This window comes from Parageobacillus toebii NBRC 107807, from assembly GCF_003688615.2.
Taxonomy (GTDB): domain Bacteria; phylum Bacillota; class Bacilli; order Bacillales; family Anoxybacillaceae; genus Parageobacillus_B; species Parageobacillus_B toebii.
This window is the reverse complement of sequence record NZ_CP049703.1, coordinates 1,195,612-1,215,871: the sequence shown is the minus strand read 5'-3', so window position 1 is coordinate 1,215,871 and position 20,260 is coordinate 1,195,612. Positions and strand designations below refer to the sequence as shown.

Below are 20,260 nucleotides of genomic sequence, written 5' to 3'. Positions count from 1 at the left end.
CTCCTTATCGTTCTTCAGATCATCTATTTCCATTGTAGTAAATATCGAACAATTACTCCACTAAAAATCTATTCCATTCGACATGGCGTTTGTCGGAATGCTTGATATATATTGGGGAATAAAGGAGGTCAACTACCCAACGGCTAAAGCCGTGGGCTTGCAACTAGCCTAATTGGCTGCCGCGTTCGGCTGGTTGACAGCAGCCCTGCGGATGTTTTCCGCAGCCACGTTGTCGGCAGGGGCAGCGTACCCACAAGCTCGACAACAAAACTGATCCCTTGACGGTCTGTTTTCTTTGGCCACATGTCCGCAAACCGGACAGGTGCGGGAAGTATTTTTTGGATGAACCAATACCACCGGCACGCCAGCGATCGCCGCTTTATACTCAATAAACTTTCTCAACTGATAAAAAGACCAAGAAGAGTGTTGACGACGCTGTTGCTTTTTAACCGTTTTCTCGGTGCGTTGGCGGATGCCCTTTAAATCTTCAAGGGCAATGCCGCATCCGAGTGCCTTTGCCTTTTCAACAATCTTCTTGCTAATGCAGTGGTTCACATCACGGGCAAATAGTTTTTCCTTCTTGGAACGCTTTTTAAGCAGGCGTTTCGCTGACTTGGTGCCTTTCTTTTGGAGTTTGGCGCGAAGTTTCGCATGGCGGCGGCGCAGCCCGTTGACCTTCGAGCCGGAAAATACCTCACCGGTGCTATCGACGGCGATATTAATGATGCCAAGGTCCACACCGATAAATCCGTTTTCGGAATTGGGCTGGCCTTCGGGAACGTCCACCACGAGCAGTAAATAAAAAATACCGTTTTGAAGGACTAAATCGGCTTGACCCCGAACACGGTTGCCGCACAGCAAACCTTGATGGTAGCGGCTAATGACCATAGGGATTTCCATTCTTCCTTGCAAGGTAAGGATGGAAGCATACTCTAACCCTTTAAAGGACAGGATTCTTTCATCATACACGATGGCACCGGTTTCTTTAAAGTTATGCAAGGTTTTTTTATCCAAACGATAGCTTTCCGACACTTTGCCGATGGCACGAACGGTCATTTGGGCAGAGAGGCCAAATTTTTCCCTGACGTCATAGTAGCAAAGCCGCTGGATTTTCGTTTTGGAAAAGGTTCTGGAGCGAAAAGCAATCTCGCTAATATAGTTGCATGCTTGGTTAAACCGTTTCATTGTTTCCAGCAGCGCATGAAACTGTTCAAGAGTTGGCATTAATTTAATCTTGAGAGTGCAGAGCATTCTTGATTCACCTACCTTTCTAAATCCAGTGTACTTATATTGAACGAAAAATTCAATATATATTGAAAATATAAACCCCGCCTTCCTTCCACAGCTAAAGCAGTGGGCTTCCGGCGGATGTTCTCGTGAAAACATGGTAGAGACGCTACTACAAGAAATTCTTCAAGAGGTAAAACTCACACGCAACGACATCCAAACATTAAACAATCGTGTCGACAAATTGGAAAAGCAGATGAGTCATGTCGAAGAACGGCTGACCACTGTTGAAGAGCGGTTGACCGCTGTTGAAGGGCGAGTGTCTGCCATTGAAGAACGATTATCCGCCTTAGGAGAAGAAATGACCATCGTGAAGGAACGCTTGACAAACGTAGAAAACTCCATCATTGTTCTCGACCAAAAAATCAACGAAACAAAAGCAATTATAATAGAAACGAGTCGAGCCGGTGAAATAAAAAGACCCATTCCAACATTCTTGGAATAGGTCCACATCATTTTACTCATAAAAAATATGGAATCTTTCCCAAATTTCTTCTAAATCAGATAAATGCTTTTCGACTTCGCTACGCTTTCTCCGGCCGACTTCGGTAATGAGTGCGTTCACTAAACTTAACGGCGCAACGAACGAGTCAATAAACGACGGCATTTCCGTCGGAGCACATAACGTGACGTCTCCGTACGATACCAGCGGTGATAATAGATGGTCCGTAATGACAATAATTTTTGCGCCGCGGTCTTTGGCGAAAGCGACCGCTTCAATGGTACTTTTTGTGTAGCGAGCAAAACTTAAACCAATAACGACATCGTCTTTATTAAGGCGAAACAGTTTTTCCGATATGCCGTGCGGATTACGAATGAGCTCCGCATTCTCAAACAATATGTCGAAATAAAATTCTAAAAACAGTCCTAATGAAACCGCGCTTCGGTTTGCGATAATAAATATTCGTTTCGCGTCGGTAATGTATTGCACCGCTTGATAGAACAAATCCATGTCGATTTGCACCGACATTGCTTTAATTCTTTCGATGTCTTCTTGAAACATTTCGAAAATCGATTTGTCTTCCGAATCGTACACTTCTTCGGAAATTTTCAATCTCTCCACCGTTGTCAATTGCCGCTTCATCGATTCTTGCATCGCCTGTTGCCACTCTGGATATCCCGAAAATCCTAAAAACGTTGCGAAGCGGACAACAGTCGCTTCGCTCACTCCTGCCATTTTCGCAAGCTTTCCGACCGTGAAAAACGGAACCGCTTCAGGATTGTTTAATACGTATTTCGCGATTTTCCGCTGTGCTCGACTCATTTCTGGCAGTTTTTCGGCGATTAATCGATACACTTCATTCATCGTTTTTCAGCCCTTTTCTCACAACGATTTGTTGGTGTGTCCATTATAAACGATTTTTTACCTTTCGAATAGCTTTTTCATGCGCTTCTATCGTCCATGCGATATCTTCTTCCGTATGAACGACGGACATCGAATAGCGATTGCCAGGTTTCGTATACACGCCGTGTCCCAACAGTTCGTAATCGATTTCTTCCCGCAATTTCATATTTGCTTTTGTTAAATCGCGATAATTTTTTACATCTTGTTCGGTCAAGACGATGTTGAAGATGCTTCCTAATCCGACCGTTTTCATTGGTATGCCATAAGCACGGTACACCGCTTCCAATCCTTCGCGGAGCATGTTCGTCATTTGTAATAGACGCGGCATCGTTTCCGGCTGCTGTAAGACGTCTAATGTTGCCAGCCCTGCCGCTAAAACAGTCGGATGACCGTTATACGTGCCGCTATGGAACAGGACATCCCCTTTGTTCGCTTTATCTGTTTCTATTGACAGTGCGTCTTTGCCGCGGCGCGGGTCCATTTGTTCCATAATTTCTTTTTTCCCTCCGACCACTCCGATCGGGAATCCACCTCCTAACACTTTTCCTAATGCGGTAAGATCAGGCGCGATGCCGTAAACCGTTTGTGCCCCTCCGTAAGTGATACGGAATCCCGTTTTTACTTCATCGAAAATAAGGACGATGCCAAGTTCTTTCGTTATGGCGCGAAGCTCTTTCATAAAAATTGCATCTGCCGGAATAAAGCCACCTTGAACCGGCTCTAAAATAACTGCTGCAAGTCGATTTTTATGTTTCCGCAAAATCGCTTCCGTTGCCTCAACATCGTTAAACGGCAAAATAATCGTTTCATCCGTATATTGGGGAGGGATTCCTTTCGACTCAGGCACCGCTTTCGGCTCTTTTTCGTCTCCCGCTTCGGTAACCGACGGATTTACACTAATTAACACTTGATCATATCCACCGTGATAATGTCCTTCGAATTTTGCGATAGCTGTTTTTCCCGTGAACGCTTGTGCTAAGCGAATGGCAAGTAATGTAGCTTCTAAACCGGAATTTGTATAACGAACCATTTCCATGCTTGGAAATGCTTGAATAATTTTTTTCGCCATCAACGTTTCGAGCATGTGTGGCGCGCCAAATACGGTCGTTCCGTCCGTAATAATCTGTCTCATGATCGATTCGATTACTTTCGGATGGCCATGTCCTAAAATAAGCGCACCGTAACAAAGTAAATAATCGACATATTCATTTCCATCGACATCGACTAGGCGGCTGCCTTTTCCTCTTTCCATGATAATCGGGTGCGGCGCGAAATATTTAATATTTGCCGTGACGCCTCCTGGTATGACTTCCTTCGCTTTTTCATACAAATGAAAGGAGCGTTTCATACTACTAGCAATCGCTTCTATCTGCTCGATTTCCACCATGAACACCTCTTTGAAATTTATTTTTCATTTTATAAAATTATATGAAATTTTTATTTCATATTACAGGATTTTTGCCTATATGTAAATAAAAAAAGAGGATGATCAAAAATCACCCTCTTTCCCTCCAATACTACATGGTCGCGGTGAAAAGGTTATTTGTTTCTTTCGGTCTTCTTGATTGAATCACAGCAACGGCAATTAATAGCACGCTTCCAATTACACTAAACGTAATATTTGGCGAGATGAGAAGAAGACCAGCGATAAATAAGACAATCCGCTCCCAAACATACGCCTTTCTGACAAGGTAACCAACCATGGCGCTGCTTACACCGATCATGCCAATAATCGCTGTGACCACGCAAATCGTTAAAAACAGCGGTTTAACGTCAATTAAAATCATTTGCGGGTTCATAACAAATACGTATGGGATGATATACGCCGCCGTCGCCAACGAAAACGCCCTTACTCCTGTCATAAACGGGTTCGCTCCCGCCAGTCCCGCACCCGCATATGCTGCCAAACAGACAGGCGGCGTAATATCAGCGACAATTCCGAAATAGAAGACGAACATATGAGCAGCTAAAACTGGAACGTCCAACCCTAATACTAACGCTGGCGCAACCATCGTCGCGGTTACGATATAGTTTGCCGTTGTCGGCAACCCCATTCCCAAAATAAGGCAGGCAATCATGGTAAAGAATAACGTTAAAATTAATGATCCTCCACCTAACGTAATAATGCCATTTGCTATTCTTCCGCCTAATCCCGTTTGGACGACAACACCGACAATAATTCCCGCGGCTGCACATGCTGCGATGACTGGAAGCGCGGTTCGAGCACCTTCCTCAAGCGTTTTTACAATTTGCCATGGTGTCATTCTTGTTTCTTTGCGTACTAAGCTGACAAGAAACGCGACTAAAATCGCCACTAAAGCAGCGCGCATCGGCGTTTTACCAGTCAGTAATGTGTAAAAAATGACTATAAGCGGCAAAATCAAATATCCGCGTTCTGTCATCAGTTTCCGAAAGCTTGGCAACTGCGATTTCGGTGTGCCGATAATCCCCTGTTTTTTCGATTCGAAGTGTACGCCTAAAAATACACCGAGGAAGTATAAAATGGCAGGAATGATCGCAGCCAACATGATTTGGCTATACGGCGTGTTTGTATACGAAGCCATAATAAATGCGGCCGCTCCCATTACTGGTGGCATAATTTGCCCACCGGTTGATGCGGAAGCTTCTACAGCTGCGGCAAATTCCGGCTTATAACCCGCCTTTTTCATCATTGGAATCGTAAACGCTCCCGATCCTACCGTGTTCGCGACAGAGCTTCCCGAGACCATTCCTTCCAAGGCGCTCGCAACAACTGCTGCTTTCGCCTGTCCTCCAATAAATCTTCCTGTTAACGCAAACGCTACGTCATTGAAAAATTGACCAACTCCAGTCCGAATGAGCATCACTCCGAAAAATAAAAACAAGAAGATAAATGTGGATGACACTTGAATTGGCGTACTAAATATTCCTTTTGTCGTTAAATACAAATCAGTTGCTAACTTTTCCCATGAAAATCCACGATGGGCAAACATTTTCGTTGGAATATGATTTCCGTATAACGCGTATAAAATTGCTACACCCGCTACTGCCACGATTGGCAAACCTACGCATCTTCTTGCCGCTTCAAGCACTAACAGTACACCAAGGGAAGCAACAATAATATCCATTTGCGAATACCCAAACACGATTTTTTGCGCTACAAGCTCCTCGTAATTAATCACATTATAATAGCCAACCCCGAGCGCTGTGAAAGCAAGCACGACATCATACCAAGGAACTCCCTTTTGTTTCCGATGCAATCCTTTTTTAATCGGATAAAGCAAAAAAATGAGGCCTAAAGCGGTTCCTAGGTGTATAGGACCTTGAATTCTCGCTTCAAACGCGCCGCGATACCCTGTGTACAAATGGAACAACGTTAATGATACACCTAAAAAGAGGACAACCCATGACCATTTCCCGAGATTTTTTCTGTAGGAACTTTCTCGGTCATATTTTTCTAGTATTTCCTCTTGAGACAATTCTTCAAGCGGCTTTTCTTTCATATCTTTTTTTTTACGCCATTTCATCGTCATCACCACCTAAATGAAGTTAATTACTTGTTACCGGTTGAAATAGGCAACAGTAAAATCATAGGGAGCACATCGTTAAGATTAATGGAAAAACAAGAGATTTTGTGATAGGAGAATTATTGAAAAAAGGACCAGGACGCTTAGTCTGGCCCTTTTTATTACTTAAGGATACCAATTTCTTTATAGTATTTTTCTGCACCTGGATGAATTGGTAAATTTCCGCGTCCATTCAATGCGTTTTCTTTTGTCATATGTTTTGCCTGTTGGTGTGTGTTTTCATTTGCTTTTTCAATCATTACTTTCGCAAGCTGATACGCTGTCTCATCATCCACTGTATCTGTATTAGCGACTAAAATCGCAAACGCGGAAACAGTACTGACATCTTTTTTCAACCATTCATATGAACCGGCTTTCATCGTATATCGAGTGTAGCCGCTGTTCTTTTCAACATAAGCCAGTTCTTCACCAGTAATTTCTAAAAGTTTCACGTCTTTTACAGATGCTTGCAGTTCATCAATTCCGGCATCAGGCAGGCCAAGCAATCCGAACGATGCGTCAATCGTGCCGTCTTGCAGCTTCGCTTTCGCATCACCGAAGCCTTCTTGATAAGCTTCATAGTCACCGTCTTTAATACCGAAAGCTTCTAATACGATTTTTGCGGCTGATTGCGTACCACTTCCTGGCGGTCCGATTGCGATCCGTTTTCCTTTTAAGTCAGCGATAGAATTAATCCCGAAACTTTCTCTCGTCACAATTTGCAATACTTCTGGATAAATATGGCCGATAAACGCGAAATTCTCTACTTTTCTTCCTTTAAAATCTCCTTTTCCTTCGTAAGCATCATATGCCGGAAGGTTTACAGTCATCCCTAAATCGAATTCTCCATTAGCAATTTTGGCGAGGTTTTCAACAGAGGCACCAGATTCAGTGGATGTAACATTGATACTTTTAATATTTTTATTCCAAACATTGGCCATTTCTGCTCCAAGTGGATAATATGTACCCCCTTGGCTTCCTGTCCCCATCAAGAGGTCAACCGTATCTCCGCTTTTCCCACTGCTTTTTCCTTTATTTTCATTTTTCGCTTCATTGCCGCCACCGCTGCAAGCAGTAGCAATAATTAACATAATTGTACACAATAAAGTAAGCAATATGGATCTTTTCCTCAACATCCTCATCCCTCCTATTGTTATTTTTTTACATAAAAGTTAATAATTCTGCTTACAATATAGAATAACATAAATAAAAAAACTATTGTATATTTTTATAATATTATTTTTTTATAAAATTTTTCTATTATTCCCAAGAACATTCCACGCTAACATTGCGTTTTAATAACTTGTTATTTAAAAGAAAAAAGACGAATTTATCATGAAAAATCCGACTTTTCCTTCCTATATCTTCTCAAAGCATCGGCAAAATCGCCTCTTGGTATCCCGCTTTTTTCGACTTCAAGCTTAACTGATTGTAGCATCATAAAATTAAGATAAAAATAAAAAGCTGGCTTGATGCAGCCAGCTTTAACTTGTTTATCGTTTGTTAATTTCTTCTACTAACAACTTATTGACAAGCGGCGGGTTGGCTTGTCCTTTTGTCGCTTTCATCACTTGGCCGACTAAGAAACCAAGCGCGCGGTCTTTTCCGTTTTTATAGTCTTCAACGGATTGCGGATTAGCATCCAATACTTCGATGACGATTTTGCGCAATGTCGCCTCATCGGAAATTTGCACAAGCCCTTTTTCTTTGACAATCTTCTCTGGGTCTCCGCCTTTTTCGACGAGTTCTTTAAACACTTTTTTCGCGATTTTCGACGAAATCGTGCCGTTTTGAATGAGCTTAATCATGCCCGCTAAGCTTTCTGGCGTCAGCGCGATCTCATGCAGTTCTTTTTGTTCTGCGTTTAAATAGCCAGATACTTCAACCATGAGCCAGTTGGACGCCAATTTCGGATCTGCTCCGTTTGCGACCGTCGCTTCGAAGAAATCGGCCATTTCTTTCGTCAGCGTTAATACTTTCGCATCGTATTCCGGCAAGCCAAGCTCTTCGATATAGCGTTTTTTGCGCGCGTCTGGAAGCTCTGGAATCGAAGCGCGAACGCGTTCTTTCCACTCGTCGTCGATATATAGCATAACAAGGTCTGGTTCTGGGAAGTAGCGGTAGTCTTCCGAACCTTCTTTGACGCGCATGAGCACCGTTGTTTTTGTCGCTTCGTCAAAGCGACGCGTTTCTTGCTGGATGACGCCGCCGGAAAGCAAAATTTTCTCTTGCCGCTTTGCTTCGTATTCGAGCCCCATGCGCACAAAGTTAAATGAGTTTAAGTTTTTCAACTCTGTTTTCGTGCCGAATTTGTCTGAACCAATTGGACGAAGGGAAATGTTCGCGTCGCAGCGAAGCGAACCTTCTTCCATTTTACAATCGGAAACGCCTGTATATTGGATGATCGATTTTAATTTTTCCAAATACGCATACGCTTCTTCTGGCGAACGAATGTCCGGTTCTGACACAATCTCAATTAATGGAGTGCCTTGGCGGTTGAAATCGACAAGTGAATATCCATCTCCGGTATGCGTCAGTTTCCCTGCGTCTTCTTCTAAATGAATGCGGGTGATGCCGATTTTTTTCTTTTTGCCGTTCACTTCGATTTCAATCCAGCCGTTTTTGCCAAGCGGCTGGTCATATTGCGAAATTTGGTACGCTTTTGGGTTATCCGGATAAAAATAGTTTTTACGGTCAAATTTCGTTTCGGTCGCGATTTCGCAGTTTAGCGCCATCGCTGCCTTCATCGCAAATTCTACCGCTTGTCTATTCAATACCGGAAGAACCCCTGGATAGCCTAAATCGATCACGTTCGTTTGCGTGTTTGGGGGCGCTCCGAACGCATTTGGACTACTGGAGAAAATTTTCGATTTTGTCTTTAGCTCAACGTGAACTTCAAGACCAATGACCGTTTCAAAATTCATCATGTTTCCCCCCTTATAACGCTGGTTTTTGTTTATGATAGTCAGTCGCTTGCTCGAACGCATGAGCGACGCGGTAAATTGTGCTTTCATCAAAATGTTTGCCGATAATTTGCAAGCCGACCGGCAAGCCGTTCACAAATCCGCACGGTACGGAGATTCCAGGAACGCCGGCAAGGTTTACTGGAATCGTTAAAATGTCGTTCGCGTACATCGTTAGCGGGTCGTGCGTTTTTTCACCGATTTTAAATGCTGGTGTCGGCGTCGTTGGTCCGATAATGACGTCGTATTTCTCAAATACCTTTTCGAAATCTTGTTTGATTAATGTCCGCACTTGTTGCGCCTTTTTATAATACGCGTCATAATATCCGGCGCTTAACGCGAACGTCCCAAGCATGATGCGGCGTTTCACTTCGTTGCCGAAGCCTTCGCTGCGCGTTTGTTTGTACATATCGATCAAGTTTTTCGCATTATCCGTGCGGTATCCGTAACGCACACCGTCAAAGCGGGCAAGGTTCGCGGATGCTTCCGAAGAAGCAAGCAAATAGTAAGTCGCCAGCGCATACTTCGAGTGCGGAAGTGATACTTCTTCCCATGTCGCTCCTAATTTTTCCAATACTTTTAATGCATCAAGGACGGATTGGCGAACCTCTTCCGCAACACCTTCGCCTAAATATTCTTTCGGCACGGCGATTTTTAAGCCTTTAATGTCGCCGGTAAGCGCCTCTACGTAATTTGGCACTTCTACGTTTGCCGATGTCGAATCCATTGGATCTAAACCAGCGATGACTTGCAATAAGTAGGCGTTATCCTCTACCGTACGCGTAATCGGGCCGATTTGGTCAAGTGAAGAGGCAAACGCGACAAGCCCGAAGCGCGATACACGGCCGTATGTAGGTTTCAGCCCGACAACTCCACAAAATGCCGCCGGCTGGCGAATCGAACCGCCCGTATCAGAACCTAAAGCAAACGGTACTTCGCCTGCCGCTACTGCCGCAGCGGAACCGCCGCTGGAGCCGCCCGGTACGCGCTCTAAATCCCACGGGTTGCGCGTGAGCTGAAAACCGGAGTTTTCCGTAGAAGACCCCATGGCAAACTCGTCCATGTTTAATTTTCCAATCGTAATCGCACCGGCTTCGTTTAAGCGCTCCATAACCGTTGCGTCATAAATTGGGTCAAAGTTATATAAAATTTTGCTTGCACATGTCGTGCGAAGCCCTTTTGTTACAATATTATCTTTAATGCCAATCGGCATGCCAAAAAGCACGCCAAAATCGTTTCCTTCTTTCGCTAGCTTGTCATCTAACTCTTTCGCTTTCGCGCGCGCGTTTTCTTCATTTAGTGTTAAAAACGCTTGCACTTGTTCTTCCACTTCGCCAATGCGGCGGAATGATTCATCCACTAAATCGGAAACAGAAATTTCTTTTTTATGTAATAAACGATGTAATTCGGAAATTTTATGGTCAAATAATGACATTGCTTCCCCCTCCTTACTCTAAAATGGCTGGTACGCGGAATTGCCCGTCTTGGTGGTCCGGCGCGTTTTTCAACACTTCTTCAAGCGGGAGCCCTGGTGTTGGCACATCTTCGCGCATGACATTCTTCATATCAAGTACATGAGATGTTGGCGGTACGTTTTCTGTATCCAACTCGTTTAATTGCTCAGCGAATGTAATAATCGCGTCCAACTGCTTTGTAAACATTTCTGCTTCTTCATCCGTAATCGCCAAACGCGCCAAATGCGCCACATGTTTTACTTGTTCGATGGAAATTCTTGACATCTTTTTCACCTCCAATGAGTTCGACCTACCACAATACTATGATGATACCAAACTTTCATTGAATGAAGCAACATTTGCCGCGCGTTCTGTGCAAGAATACAAAAACGGCTTTCCACCATATTCTTGATAGAAACGAACATATGTGCTTTAATATTTTTAAATAACCAAAGCATGTGTGAATGGGGGATTTTTATGGACGAAACAGTTCTCCAGCAAGTGCTTGACAGGCTTGGCAATATCGAAGGTACATTGCATAATCTTGTCGAAGGGCAAAAACGGTTAGAGGAAGAACAGCTGACTATCCGAAAAGAACAACAAACGATCCGCCGGGAACAACAAATACTGCTCCAAGGGCAAAAACGATTAGAAGAAGAACAAGCTTATTTGCAATCCGGACTAAAGGAACTGAACGAACTAATGACGGCGCTTCTTCACCGTCAAGATGAAACAGATGCCAAACTTGAAGCCCTCACAATGGACGTACACAACATCCACGGTGAAATCACTTCTCTCAAACAAGGCCTTCACAAACTTGAGGAAAAAGTAGATTCCCACTACCAACAGCTGAACGAACGGCTAGACAATATTCAGCTTGATGTCGATTTTGCCGTTCATAAAACGACGGAGAATGAGCGAGAGATATATAAAATAAAAAGCAGGCTGTTTTAAAATTTTTGCTAAAAAGGAGAAGAAAACATGAATGTCACATTTGATCATATCGTTCACTATACAGAAAATCCGGAAGAAGCAAAAACCGCATTTCAGCTTATCGGATTTCACGCTATAAACGGTGGAAAGCATCCTTCTTGGGGGACGTATAACTGCCTGAACTACTTTACCGAACTGCGCTACATTGAATGGATCGGCTTTATGGACTTTGATAAAGCAAAAACTTCCGACAATGTATTGATCCAGCAAATCGTCGCGGATTCCTATAAAGGAGAAGGCTTTTCACAATTGGCATTCCGCACAGACGATATCTATTCTGTCATTGCCCACATTCAGGCAAAAGGGCTAAAGCCGATTGGTCCGTTTTCCGGAAGCCGAAAACGTGAAGATGGTAAAGTATTAAGCTGGTCGATGCTGTTTATCGAGGACAAACAAGATAACACATGCCGCTACCCGTTTTTTATTCAGTGGGGCGAACCGGAAGAAGCCCGCGCGACGGAAATGGCACCGCTTATGCAGCACAGCATCGGAACCCCGTCTCTTTCGTATATTGGAATAAATGTAAGCCGCCTTGACGAGTCGTTGCAAAAATATTGCCACTTATTTGATGTACCCCGCCAGTCCGTAATGGAAAGCAACGATGAATTTGGCGCCTATTTCGAACTCGCTATCGGAAACATAGCGATCCGCTTATATGAAGCAAAAAGCCTCACCGCTCCAATCGACTATGCTCTTATCAACCGTCCGTTTTTATGCGGAATCACGGGGATGCCGGAAAACAAAACCGTCCATATAAAAAACGGGGTATATCAGTTTACCGTTTAAGTTGCTTCCTCTCGACAAGAAGGAAGCTTTTTTGTTTTGGTTCCGAATGATGCGGCGACTTCTTAGGTGCCTGGCACTATGAACAGAAAAAGAGAATGCTCACTCAAGCATCCTCTTTCATGCTTGCAAAATCCATCCGGCTTTTTTCTTTCCTTGTTAAAAGCTGTCCAATGTTTGTAATGAGCGTATCGAAATGAGACATTTGTAAACTCCTCCCTACTTGTACTTTCGCATCGGAATCGTGATGCCCATTTCATCGGCGACTTCCATCGCTCGCTCATAACCAGCATCAGCATGACGAATAATTCCCATGCCGGGATCTGTCGTTAACACGCGCTCTAAACGTTCTTTTGCTAAATCTGTCCCATCCGCAACAACAACCATTCCAGCATGCAGTGAATAGCCCATGCCGACACCGCCGCCATGATGGAAGGAAATCCATGAACCACCGGCTGTCGTGTTAATCAAAGCGTTGAGCACCGCCCAGTCGCCAATGGCATCGCTTCCGTCTTTCATCGCTTCCGTTTCGCGATTTGGCGAAGCAACTGAACCGCAATCCAAATGATCGCGTCCGATGACAATCGGTGCTTTTAACTCTCCTTTGCGCACCAATTCGTTAATGGCAAGCCCCATTTTCACCCGCTCACCATATCCTAACCAGCAAATTCGAGCAGGCAGCCCTTGAAATGCTACTTTCTTCTGCGCCATATGAATCCAGCGAACAAGCGCCTTATTTTCTGGGAACAGTTCTTTAATTAGTGCGTCTGTCCGATAAATATCTTCTGGGTCACCCGATAATGCCGCCCAACGGAACGGTCCTTTTCCTTCGCAGAATAACGGGCGAATATAGGCTGGAACGAACCCTGGAAACGCAAACGCATTCTCAACCCCTTCATCTTTCGCCACTTGGCGAATGTTGTTTCCATAGTCGAACACAATCGCTCCGCGTTTTTGGAACTCAAGCATCGCTTCTACATGTTTGGCCATGCTTTGTTTTGAGCGGCGCACATATTCATCTGGATTGCTCTTGCGCAATGCTGCCGCTTCATCGAGTGACATCCCTTCTGGAATATACCCGTTCAACGGGTCATGCGCCGACGTTTGGTCAGTGACGATATCCACTTTTACACCGCGTTTTAACAGCTCATGATGCACTTCTACAGCATTGCCGACAAGTCCGATCGATAGCGGTTCGCCTTTTTCTTTCGCCTCATACGCCCAAAGAAGCGCTTCATCCAATGAATAGGTCATGCGATCGCAGTATTTTGTATCCAGCCGTTTTTGAATGCGGCTTGGGTCTACTTCAACCGCAATGACAACCCCTTCATTCATTGTTACTGCAAGAGGCTGCGCACCTCCCATTCCTCCTAAGCCAGCTGTGAGCGTTAACGTCCCTTTTAACGTTCCGCCGAAATGTTTTTTCGTCACTGCAGCAAACGTCTCGTACGTTCCTTGCAAAATTCCTTGCGTCCCGATGTAAATCCAACTGCCCGCTGTCATTTGTCCGTACATGATTAACCCTTTTTTATCTAACTCATGGAAATGATCCCAGTTTGCCCATTTTGGAACAAGGACCGAGTTAGAAATAAGGACTCTCGGCGCGCGTTCATGCGTTTTAAAGACACCAACCGGCTTTCCTGATTGAATGAGAAGCGTCTCATCTTTTTCAAGCTCTCTTAACGTTTTTACAATCGCGTCAAACGCTTCCCAGTTTCGTGCCGCTTTCCCAATGCCTCCGTATACAATAAGCTCCTCTGGTTTCTCAGCAACTTCCGGATCTAGATTGTTATAGAGCATGCGAAGAACAGCTTCTTGTTCCCATCCTTTGCACTCTAGCTCAAGACCTTTTTTTGCTTTAATGTTGCGCATCATCGTTTCCCCCCTATGAATATTGATTGGTTGGTGTGATGGTTTGAAGAAAAAAGGGCCAGTCAACACCTTTCAACCATTGCGCTGTTGCTTCGATATCTTTGGAAAAGATGCGATCTTTTGTAATGGATGGAACGATATTTCGTACTGCTTCATAAAGCTTTCTCGTCTTCGGTGCCATGTTCTCCACACCGCGATACTCAACAGCTTGCATGGCACAAATCAGTTCAATTGCAAGCACCCGCCTTGTGTTTTGTAAAATGGCATACGCATGGCGGGAAGCGATCGTGCCCATGCTTACATGATCTTCTTGATTCGCAGACGATGGAATCGAATCGACGCTCGCCGGATGAGCGAGCGTTTTATTTTCGGATACGAGCGACGCTGCAGTATATTGCATAATCATCGCTCCTGACTGCAAACCTGGAGCCGGGCTTAAAAACGGCGGCAAATCATTTAATTGCGGATTTACCAGCCGTTCTATTCGACGCTCTGAAATGTTCGCAAGCTCAGCAATAGCAATTTTCATAAAGTCCATCGCAAACGCAATCGGCTGACCGTGAAAATTCCCGCCGGAAATCACTTTCGCCCCGCCTTCAAAAATGAGTGGATTATCCGTTGCTGCGTTGATTTCAATTTCCAGCTTTTCTTTTACATAATCAAGCACTTGCCAAGAAGCTCCATGCACTTGCGGGATACAGCGAAGCGAGTAAGCGTCTTGCACACGCAACTCGCCTTGTCTTGTCGTCAATTTGCTGCCCGCTAAATAATCGCGAATTCTTGCTGCTACTTCCACCTGTTGCCTGTAACCACGGACGAGATGCACATGTTCATCAAATGCATCAATAATGCCGCGCAAGCCTTCGATCGTCATAGCGGCAATCGCTTCGCTTTCATACGCCAGCTGTTCCGCTTCTAAATAAACCACCACTCCCATCGCCGTCATCGCCTGAGTGCCGTTAATAAGCGCCAATCCTTCTTTCGCCTTTAACGTAATCGGTGCAATGCCTTCTGCTGATAATGCTTTTATAGCGGGAACTCGCTTGCCTCGATAAAACACTTCTCCTTCTCCTAAAAGGGCAAGCGCCAGATGGGAAAGCGGAGCGAGATCGCCGCTTGCCCCAAGCGAGCCTTGTTGTGGAATGACCGGATGGATTTTGGCGTTCAATAAATCCAACAGCCGTTCAATAACGATTGGACGCACACCGGAATACCCTTTTAAAAGGGCATTAGCACGAAGAAGGAGCATGGCGCGAGACACCTCTTCCGGAAACGGCTCCCCTACTCCGCATGCGTGCGAATGAATTAAATTCCATTGTAGCTCTTCGACGTCGCCAGCGGCAATCAAGACGTCGCTGAACTTTCCGAATCCTGTATTAATGCCATACACCACATTTTTATTCGCCACAATCTCTTCCACCGCTTTTCTGCTTCGCTCCACCGCCTCCATACTCTCTTTGGAAGCGATGACCAATTCATCACGATACAATACCCGTTTTACTTCTTCTAGCGTTAACGTATGACCGGTTAAAACGACCATGTTTTCCCACCCTCTCCATCGCGCTTTAGCGAAATAAAGAAGGAGGCTATATCCGCAATACACACATTGCGAATGCAGCCTCCTCATAACTAAAAAACTATAGGCTTCCTATTTTAAATATGATTGATTCCTAATCCAATCGTTTCATGTTCGAGCCCGCGAATCGGGGCGCCAATTGTACCATATAAGGCAACGGCGATCCATTCTCCTTCTTTGCTGTTTTCATACGGGTTTCCTCGGACAACAGCGAAACGAAGACCGACGGTTCTCATTAAATCTCCTAGCTCGACCTGTCCTCTCGTTACGCCTTGCACCGCCTCAACTACCGCATGATACAGCGCGTGCATTTCTCGATATAGCTCGCCGTTTACAACATTGTTTCGCTTCGCTGCCGTTTCAACGGAAGCAACAATTTTTTGCAGTTCCATTGAACCGACTTTACCTTTGCAATAGCGCCATTGCAAGTTGTCTAAATGAGCGGTGATTTTTCCTTCTTCTTCCTCTTCGAAAAGCGCTAAGAGCACCGCATTGCGGCCGATTCTGCCTTTTGCTTGCTTCAACACGCAAATCAGCACCTATTTTTTAAATTTTCTAAACAAACTAATAACTTACTATTATTGTAATGGCTTTGTTTTTTTATTGTCAATTATTTTTTACCATATTTTAACAAGTTAGCAAAGTAATGAATTAGCAAACTAAAAAGGAATTTGGATTGTATCGTTCTATTGCCAATTTCATCTTTATGTTTTTATTAATTTAGATTGATGTACTTTGGAGGAGATGTTTTCGCACAAACGACAAGTCCATCATAACAAGCACTAGGCTTGATAAGACTTAATTGCTTCCCTTCATGCATCGTGTAAGTGTGCTTGAAAAGCCAACGATTTTGAGGCATTTTTCTTTGCTGCGAGATATCTAAAAAACCAATTTCATGTCCTACTTGCTTGATTCGAAACTCAATGCTGTCTTGATCAGACTGCTGTACTTCATATACACTGCGATTATTTTCCGCTGCTTGTCCACTATACATAAAAAACCCAATGGTATAGGAGAATTCCTTGATTTTGGGAGGTAAATAAGAAAATGTCGATAGAAACCCTAGTAATCTCCTAGATTGCTTCATTATATGCCCATTGTGCGCCCATATTATTATCTTCTCATTCGGAAACATCTCTTGTGCCAGCCACGAAATATTGTCAGCCATTGCCTTATTTCGGATTTTTATCGCTTTCATGAAATGGGAAGAGATCATCTGCATAAGGAAAATTCGGTTTTGCAAAGTTCGGTTCACAAGCAAAAAAGCGTCTTTTCCAAACTTATTTTGTAACTCAAGACTGTTTTTATCTAATAAAAAGAGGAATTCTTGATAAAGCTTCATCCATTCTTTGCATTTTCGCTTACGTTCCTTTTTGGAAATGGACGGACTACGGGAATTGACATATTGGTAAAGCATTTCTTGTTCCAACTCTACTATTTTCTCACCATAGGACTTATCCATATTTGAAAACATTTTTGAGAGAAATTTGCCAGTAATATAATCGTTTGAGGCAGGCTGAATATCCAATCCTGTTAAGATGAGAGGCTGATTGGATAATTGTGTTTCCTTCACATAATGAAAGAGAGTCTCGACTTCCTCTGTATGCCAGACTTTAAACAAAGAATGTTTCATCCATTGCCTTATATCCAGTTGATACTGTTGATAAAAGCATAAGCTGCAGTCACTAAAACTGCTTTCGAATGCTAAAACTCGAAACCCCAATTCTTTATGTAAGTACTTAATCATCTTTGTTTTAATCTGGCTATGCTCTGCCACACCGTGGCCATTCTCTCCCAAAAAAACGATCCGTTTATTCTGCAGTAAAGGATTTAAAAAATACAAATCCGAATGATCATCGAATTCATGCAATTGTATACTGTATGTATGATCTTTTAACCAATCGATTTCAGAAGAAATATTACTTTTACAGTAAAACATGTGTTTATCTCCTTTTTAATAAGTCATATATACCCGTGGTGCTAGATAAAATCAGACAAGCATAAAAAATAGCCCTTGTATGAGGATCTCCTTAAAATGAAAGTGCAATTAAATTTTCGATTTTAGTCGATTCGTATCGGATCACCGAGATTCGAGCGAACTCGGTTTCTGGATTTGAAACGGCGCTGGATGGTATTTTACTGGCTTACTCGCTTGTTGTTCTTGGGCTAGTTGAGCGTTAACACTCAACTAGCACCACGGGTTCTTATACATAATTTTGAGCTTTTACTCTAGTTTTGCAACACCATCTTGATTATCCAATTGTATTCGAGGGTTTACCTTTAGAAGCTGACGAATAAATTCTTTTTTGTTTTTCGGAGATATGGTGATAAATTCATATTTTCCGTAACTAATCTCAATCCTGTCCATAGATAAAGCAGGTGCTGTAAAGGGATTTTTGGTGTTGCGTACTTTATTGATTTCATCTATATTAATAGTTTTTTTATAGGGACCGCTTTGAATCTCTAGTTTTGAGTTTTCAATTTTATAACCAGTTCCAAACCATATCCATGCTAATAATATAGCAGGAACAACCATTATGACTGTTGTAACCGGTTTAGTATCCAAAATTGATGGTAGCATGATGACTCCTATAGGTTCGATAGATAAGATAGGAGGTATGATACACGCTAATATGACTGACCAAATGATTATAGTCATCCATAAATCCTTTTTTGAAGGAAAAAACATTTTCTTTCTCCTTTTTCTTAAATAAGTCATAACCGCATTTCACCAACGATTTTGATCCATCATACCTTCACAGACGGTCCTTATTCTTTTCGGCAATAAAATCTTTAATAAAAAACAACGGGTAAATCATCAAATACAAATTGGCAGCCCACCAAGTGATGTCAAAATCTTTGCGGAAAACCCAAAATGCAATGGCTTGTAAGCCAGAACAAAAAGTCAAAACAAGGGAAATCAAAGCATAGTTCATCCACGCTGGATTATTTTTATTATATTGATATATGCTGTAAAGACCCGTTATAGAAATAAAAATATCTAACGGAAAAAATGAACCTCTCCCACCTTCATTCTGTTTAGAGGAAGGGAGGCTTCTCGGGAAAAATGTTAAATTACTTTTCTCTATTCTTCAACGTCAAAGTAAGCTGGGGAAACATATTTAAAAAATAAAATCCCATCATATTGTTGTGCAGGTACAAAGGAAGTAGGCATTCCTCCGCCTTCATAGGCCCGCCACTTTTTCTGTGCCCAGTTTCCATTGCACTGAATAAAACTATTTTGATAAGGGGAATGGTCAAGAAGGCTTTCCAAATGTTTTTTATTCGTTTTTTTTATTGGATATTCCTTACCTGTATAATCCAACATTTTGCCTTCCTTTGCATACAACCCCAATACAAAACTTTTCTCCTTAATCGTTTGGGAGAGGTTTTCCACAAACGATTTATAGGCAGACAGGCGCTTGGCGGAAGTATTTTTGCTAATATGCATGTTATGTGCCCAAATGATAAATTTTTCATTTGGGTATATTTCCTGTGCTAAAAATTCTAGGTTTTTTGCCATTAATGCATCCCGATACTCAAAAAGTTTCGAGAAACTTTTTTCTAAAGTTGCTTTCAAGTAATTTACTCTATTTTCCATCGTACGGAGGACAATTTTATAAATCTTGCTGTCCGGAAAACAATGCTGTTTGAGTTCCTCAATCAATTCCATGCCCTTACTTTCCATCTCTTCCCTTATATTTTGGCGCATTGAACGCTTGATTTTCCGTTTATCGGCTGCAATCAAAACCTCGATCGCCCGCTTTTCAAAATCGATAAACTTCTGTTTGGTCGGACCCGTTAAATAAGACTCGAGGAATTCCGAAAACAAATTCTCCTTTTTTCCTTGATAAACATCCACACCAGTAAAATACAGCGGCCGCTCCTGCTTCATTTTTTTCATATAGTCAAATAATCCGAGGACAAATTCATTTTGCCACACACGCCCAATGGTACCCGCCATAAAACGTTTAGAATCAAGTTGATCAGACAGATAATCGCCGATCATACATGGCCCCAATTCGCTTTCAAAGGCAAGTACATGAAACCCCAATTCTTCATGAAGATATTTAATCAGGCTTACTTTTGCTAGACTGTATTCTTTGACGCAATGGCTGCTCTCCCCAAGGAAGACAAAGCGTTTATGTTCCAAAATCGGCTGAAGAAACTCAAAATGATAGCGGCCCATATCCCCTATATTGATACTTTGATTTTTGACTTCGTTTACAAATAAAGTAGTCATTTGAATTTCACCTTATCTCTTTTTCCATGATTTCACCAACATCCTACACAAATATTTCCAATAGATAAATTACAACAAAATTCGTGAAATTCCTTCTTCAAACTTATCGAAATATGAACCTCTCCCATCTCTTCATGGAATGAAGGTAGGAGAGGTTCATATGTGGTTTTAACATCAAAGTTGTACCTGTCATGCCCCG

The 20,260-nt window shown here is 42.9% G+C and carries 17 protein-coding genes and 2 pseudogenes; 4 read left to right on the top strand and 15 right to left on the bottom strand.

Annotated elements, in window-relative coordinates:
• Positions 1–168 precede the first annotated feature (168 nt).
• On the bottom strand, positions 169–1,251 hold the full coding sequence (locus DER53_RS06290; protein ID WP_015863580.1) for an RNA-guided endonuclease InsQ/TnpB family protein: 1,083 nt from the start codon (positions 1,249–1,251) through the stop codon (positions 169–171).
• A gap of 133 nt (positions 1,252–1,384) precedes the next feature.
• Here DER53_RS06290 and DER53_RS06285 point away from each other — a divergent pair, with 133 nt between their 5' ends.
• On the top strand, positions 1,385–1,732 hold the full coding sequence (locus DER53_RS06285; RefSeq protein WP_062755902.1) for a hypothetical protein: 348 nt from the start codon (positions 1,385–1,387) through the stop codon (positions 1,730–1,732).
• A 12-nt stretch (positions 1,733–1,744) separates the two neighbouring features.
• Here the strand turns inward: DER53_RS06285 and DER53_RS06280 are convergent, their stop codons facing one another.
• From DER53_RS06280 to gatC, 7 genes are all read right to left on the bottom strand, one after another.
• Entirely contained in the window at positions 1,745–2,593 is an 849-nt protein-coding gene (locus DER53_RS06280; protein WP_012749036.1) for a MurR/RpiR family transcriptional regulator, read from the bottom strand.
• Between the two features lie 43 nt (positions 2,594–2,636).
• A complete protein-coding gene (locus tag DER53_RS06275; RefSeq protein ID WP_062755904.1) occupies positions 2,637–4,019 on the bottom strand; it encodes an aspartate aminotransferase family protein in 1,383 nt (460 codons plus the stop codon).
• Positions 4,020–4,149: 130 nt separating this feature from the next.
• Entirely contained in the window at positions 4,150–6,138 is a 1,989-nt protein-coding gene (locus tag DER53_RS06270; protein ID WP_062755906.1) for a TRAP transporter permease, read from the bottom strand.
• A 161-nt stretch (positions 6,139–6,299) separates the two neighbouring features.
• Positions 6,300–7,313: a TAXI family TRAP transporter solute-binding subunit gene (locus DER53_RS06265; RefSeq protein ID WP_012749033.1), complete on the bottom strand. Its 1,014-nt coding sequence runs from the start codon at positions 7,311–7,313 to the stop codon at positions 6,300–6,302.
• 357 nt (positions 7,314–7,670) lie between these two features.
• Positions 7,671–9,101, bottom strand: coding sequence for an Asp-tRNA(Asn)/Glu-tRNA(Gln) amidotransferase subunit GatB (gatB, locus tag DER53_RS06260; RefSeq protein WP_062755908.1), 1,431 nt, complete (start codon positions 9,099–9,101; stop codon positions 7,671–7,673).
• 13 nt (positions 9,102–9,114) lie between these two features.
• Entirely contained in the window at positions 9,115–10,575 is a 1,461-nt protein-coding gene (gene gatA / locus DER53_RS06255) for an Asp-tRNA(Asn)/Glu-tRNA(Gln) amidotransferase subunit GatA (protein WP_062755910.1), read from the bottom strand.
• A gap of 13 nt (positions 10,576–10,588) precedes the next feature.
• Positions 10,589–10,879 (bottom strand): Asp-tRNA(Asn)/Glu-tRNA(Gln) amidotransferase subunit GatC, encoded by a 291-nt coding sequence (gene gatC, locus DER53_RS06250; RefSeq protein ID WP_012749030.1) that lies wholly within the window; start codon positions 10,877–10,879, stop codon positions 10,589–10,591.
• Positions 10,880–11,071: 192 nt separating this feature from the next.
• Here gatC and DER53_RS06245 point away from each other — a divergent pair, with 192 nt between their 5' ends.
• Both DER53_RS06245 and DER53_RS06240 read left to right on the top strand, forming a co-directional pair.
• Positions 11,072–11,548, top strand: a complete 477-nt coding sequence (locus DER53_RS06245; protein WP_062755912.1) for a coiled-coil domain-containing protein — start codon at positions 11,072–11,074, stop codon at positions 11,546–11,548.
• 27 nt (positions 11,549–11,575) lie between these two features.
• The gene (locus DER53_RS06240) at positions 11,576–12,373 is read left to right on the top strand and encodes a VOC family protein (RefSeq protein ID WP_062755914.1); all 798 of its coding nucleotides are present in this window, start codon (positions 11,576–11,578) and stop codon (positions 12,371–12,373) included.
• 216 nt (positions 12,374–12,589) lie between these two features.
• Here the strand turns inward: DER53_RS06240 and hutU are convergent, their stop codons facing one another.
• The 4 genes from hutU to DER53_RS06220 all read right to left on the bottom strand — a co-directional run bounded on the left by hutU (position 12,590) and on the right by DER53_RS06220 (position 17,757).
• Positions 12,590–14,242, bottom strand: a complete 1,653-nt coding sequence (hutU, locus tag DER53_RS06235) for a urocanate hydratase (protein WP_062755950.1) — start codon at positions 14,240–14,242, stop codon at positions 12,590–12,592.
• A gap of 13 nt (positions 14,243–14,255) precedes the next feature.
• Complete coding sequence (gene hutH / locus DER53_RS06230; RefSeq protein ID WP_062755916.1) at positions 14,256–15,782, bottom strand: histidine ammonia-lyase; 1,527 nt, start codon at positions 15,780–15,782, stop codon at positions 14,256–14,258.
• Positions 15,783–15,895: 113 nt separating this feature from the next.
• On the bottom strand, positions 15,896–16,345 hold the full coding sequence (hutP, locus tag DER53_RS06225; RefSeq protein WP_012749025.1) for a histidine utilization transcription antiterminator HutP: 450 nt from the start codon (positions 16,343–16,345) through the stop codon (positions 15,896–15,898).
• Positions 16,346–16,533: 188 nt separating this feature from the next.
• Positions 16,534–17,757 (bottom strand): erythromycin esterase family protein, encoded by a 1,224-nt coding sequence (locus DER53_RS06220; RefSeq protein ID WP_062755918.1) that lies wholly within the window; start codon positions 17,755–17,757, stop codon positions 16,534–16,536.
• Between the two features lie 113 nt (positions 17,758–17,870).
• Between DER53_RS06220 and DER53_RS06215 the strand changes: the two are divergent.
• Positions 17,871–17,999, top strand: a pseudogene (locus DER53_RS06215) (IS982 family transposase); the annotation flags it as partial.
• A gap of 43 nt (positions 18,000–18,042) precedes the next feature.
• On the opposite strand, the gene DER53_RS06210 reads toward DER53_RS06215, so the two are convergent.
• From DER53_RS06210 to DER53_RS06200, 3 genes and pseudogenes are all read right to left on the bottom strand, one after another.
• Positions 18,043–18,507 carry a PH domain-containing protein gene (locus DER53_RS06210; protein WP_062755920.1) on the bottom strand — a complete coding sequence of 155 codons (465 nt, stop codon included), beginning with the start codon at positions 18,505–18,507 and terminating at the stop codon, positions 18,043–18,045.
• Positions 18,508–18,574: 67 nt separating this feature from the next.
• Positions 18,575–18,835 (bottom strand): annotated as a pseudogene (locus DER53_RS06205) (DUF5360 family protein); the annotation flags it as partial.
• 68 nt (positions 18,836–18,903) lie between these two features.
• On the bottom strand, positions 18,904–20,061 hold the full coding sequence (locus DER53_RS06200) for an erythromycin esterase family protein (RefSeq protein WP_062755922.1): 1,158 nt from the start codon (positions 20,059–20,061) through the stop codon (positions 18,904–18,906).
• Between the last annotated feature and the right edge of the window lie 199 nt (positions 20,062–20,260).

Excerpts from the sequence above, each read along its gene's own strand:
- DER53_RS06210 (WP_062755920.1), bottom strand. The coding sequence starts at position 18,507 with ATGTTTTTTCCTTCAAAAAAGGATTTATGGATGACTATAATCATTTGG.
- DER53_RS06270 (WP_062755906.1), bottom strand. The coding sequence starts at position 6,138 with ATGAAATGGCGTAAAAAAAAAGATATGAAAGAAAAGCCGCTTGAAGAA.
- DER53_RS06245 (WP_062755912.1), top strand. The coding sequence starts at position 11,072 with ATGGACGAAACAGTTCTCCAGCAAGTGCTTGACAGGCTTGGCAATATC.
- hutH (WP_062755916.1), bottom strand. The coding sequence starts at position 15,782 with ATGGTCGTTTTAACCGGTCATACGTTAACGCTAGAAGAAGTAAAACGG.
- DER53_RS06280 (WP_012749036.1), bottom strand. The coding sequence starts at position 2,593 with ATGAATGAAGTGTATCGATTAATCGCCGAAAAACTGCCAGAAATGAGT.
- hutU (WP_062755950.1), bottom strand. The coding sequence starts at position 14,242 with ATGCGCAACATTAAAGCAAAAAAAGGTCTTGAGCTAGAGTGCAAAGGA.
- DER53_RS06265 (WP_012749033.1), bottom strand. The coding sequence starts at position 7,313 with ATGTTGAGGAAAAGATCCATATTGCTTACTTTATTGTGTACAATTATG.
- DER53_RS06200 (WP_062755922.1), bottom strand. The coding sequence starts at position 20,061 with ATGACTACTTTATTTGTAAACGAAGTCAAAAATCAAAGTATCAATATA.
- DER53_RS06285 (WP_062755902.1), top strand. The coding sequence starts at position 1,385 with ATGGTAGAGACGCTACTACAAGAAATTCTTCAAGAGGTAAAACTCACA.
- DER53_RS06275 (WP_062755904.1), bottom strand. The coding sequence starts at position 4,019 with ATGGTGGAAATCGAGCAGATAGAAGCGATTGCTAGTAGTATGAAACGC.
- DER53_RS06290 (WP_015863580.1), bottom strand. The coding sequence starts at position 1,251 with ATGCTCTGCACTCTCAAGATTAAATTAATGCCAACTCTTGAACAGTTT.
- DER53_RS06220 (WP_062755918.1), bottom strand. The coding sequence starts at position 17,757 with ATGTTTTACTGTAAAAGTAATATTTCTTCTGAAATCGATTGGTTAAAA.
- gatC (WP_012749030.1), bottom strand. The coding sequence starts at position 10,879 with ATGTCAAGAATTTCCATCGAACAAGTAAAACATGTGGCGCATTTGGCG.
- gatB (WP_062755908.1), bottom strand. The coding sequence starts at position 9,101 with ATGAATTTTGAAACGGTCATTGGTCTTGAAGTTCACGTTGAGCTAAAG.
- gatA (WP_062755910.1), bottom strand. The coding sequence starts at position 10,575 with ATGTCATTATTTGACCATAAAATTTCCGAATTACATCGTTTATTACAT.
- DER53_RS06240 (WP_062755914.1), top strand. The coding sequence starts at position 11,576 with ATGAATGTCACATTTGATCATATCGTTCACTATACAGAAAATCCGGAA.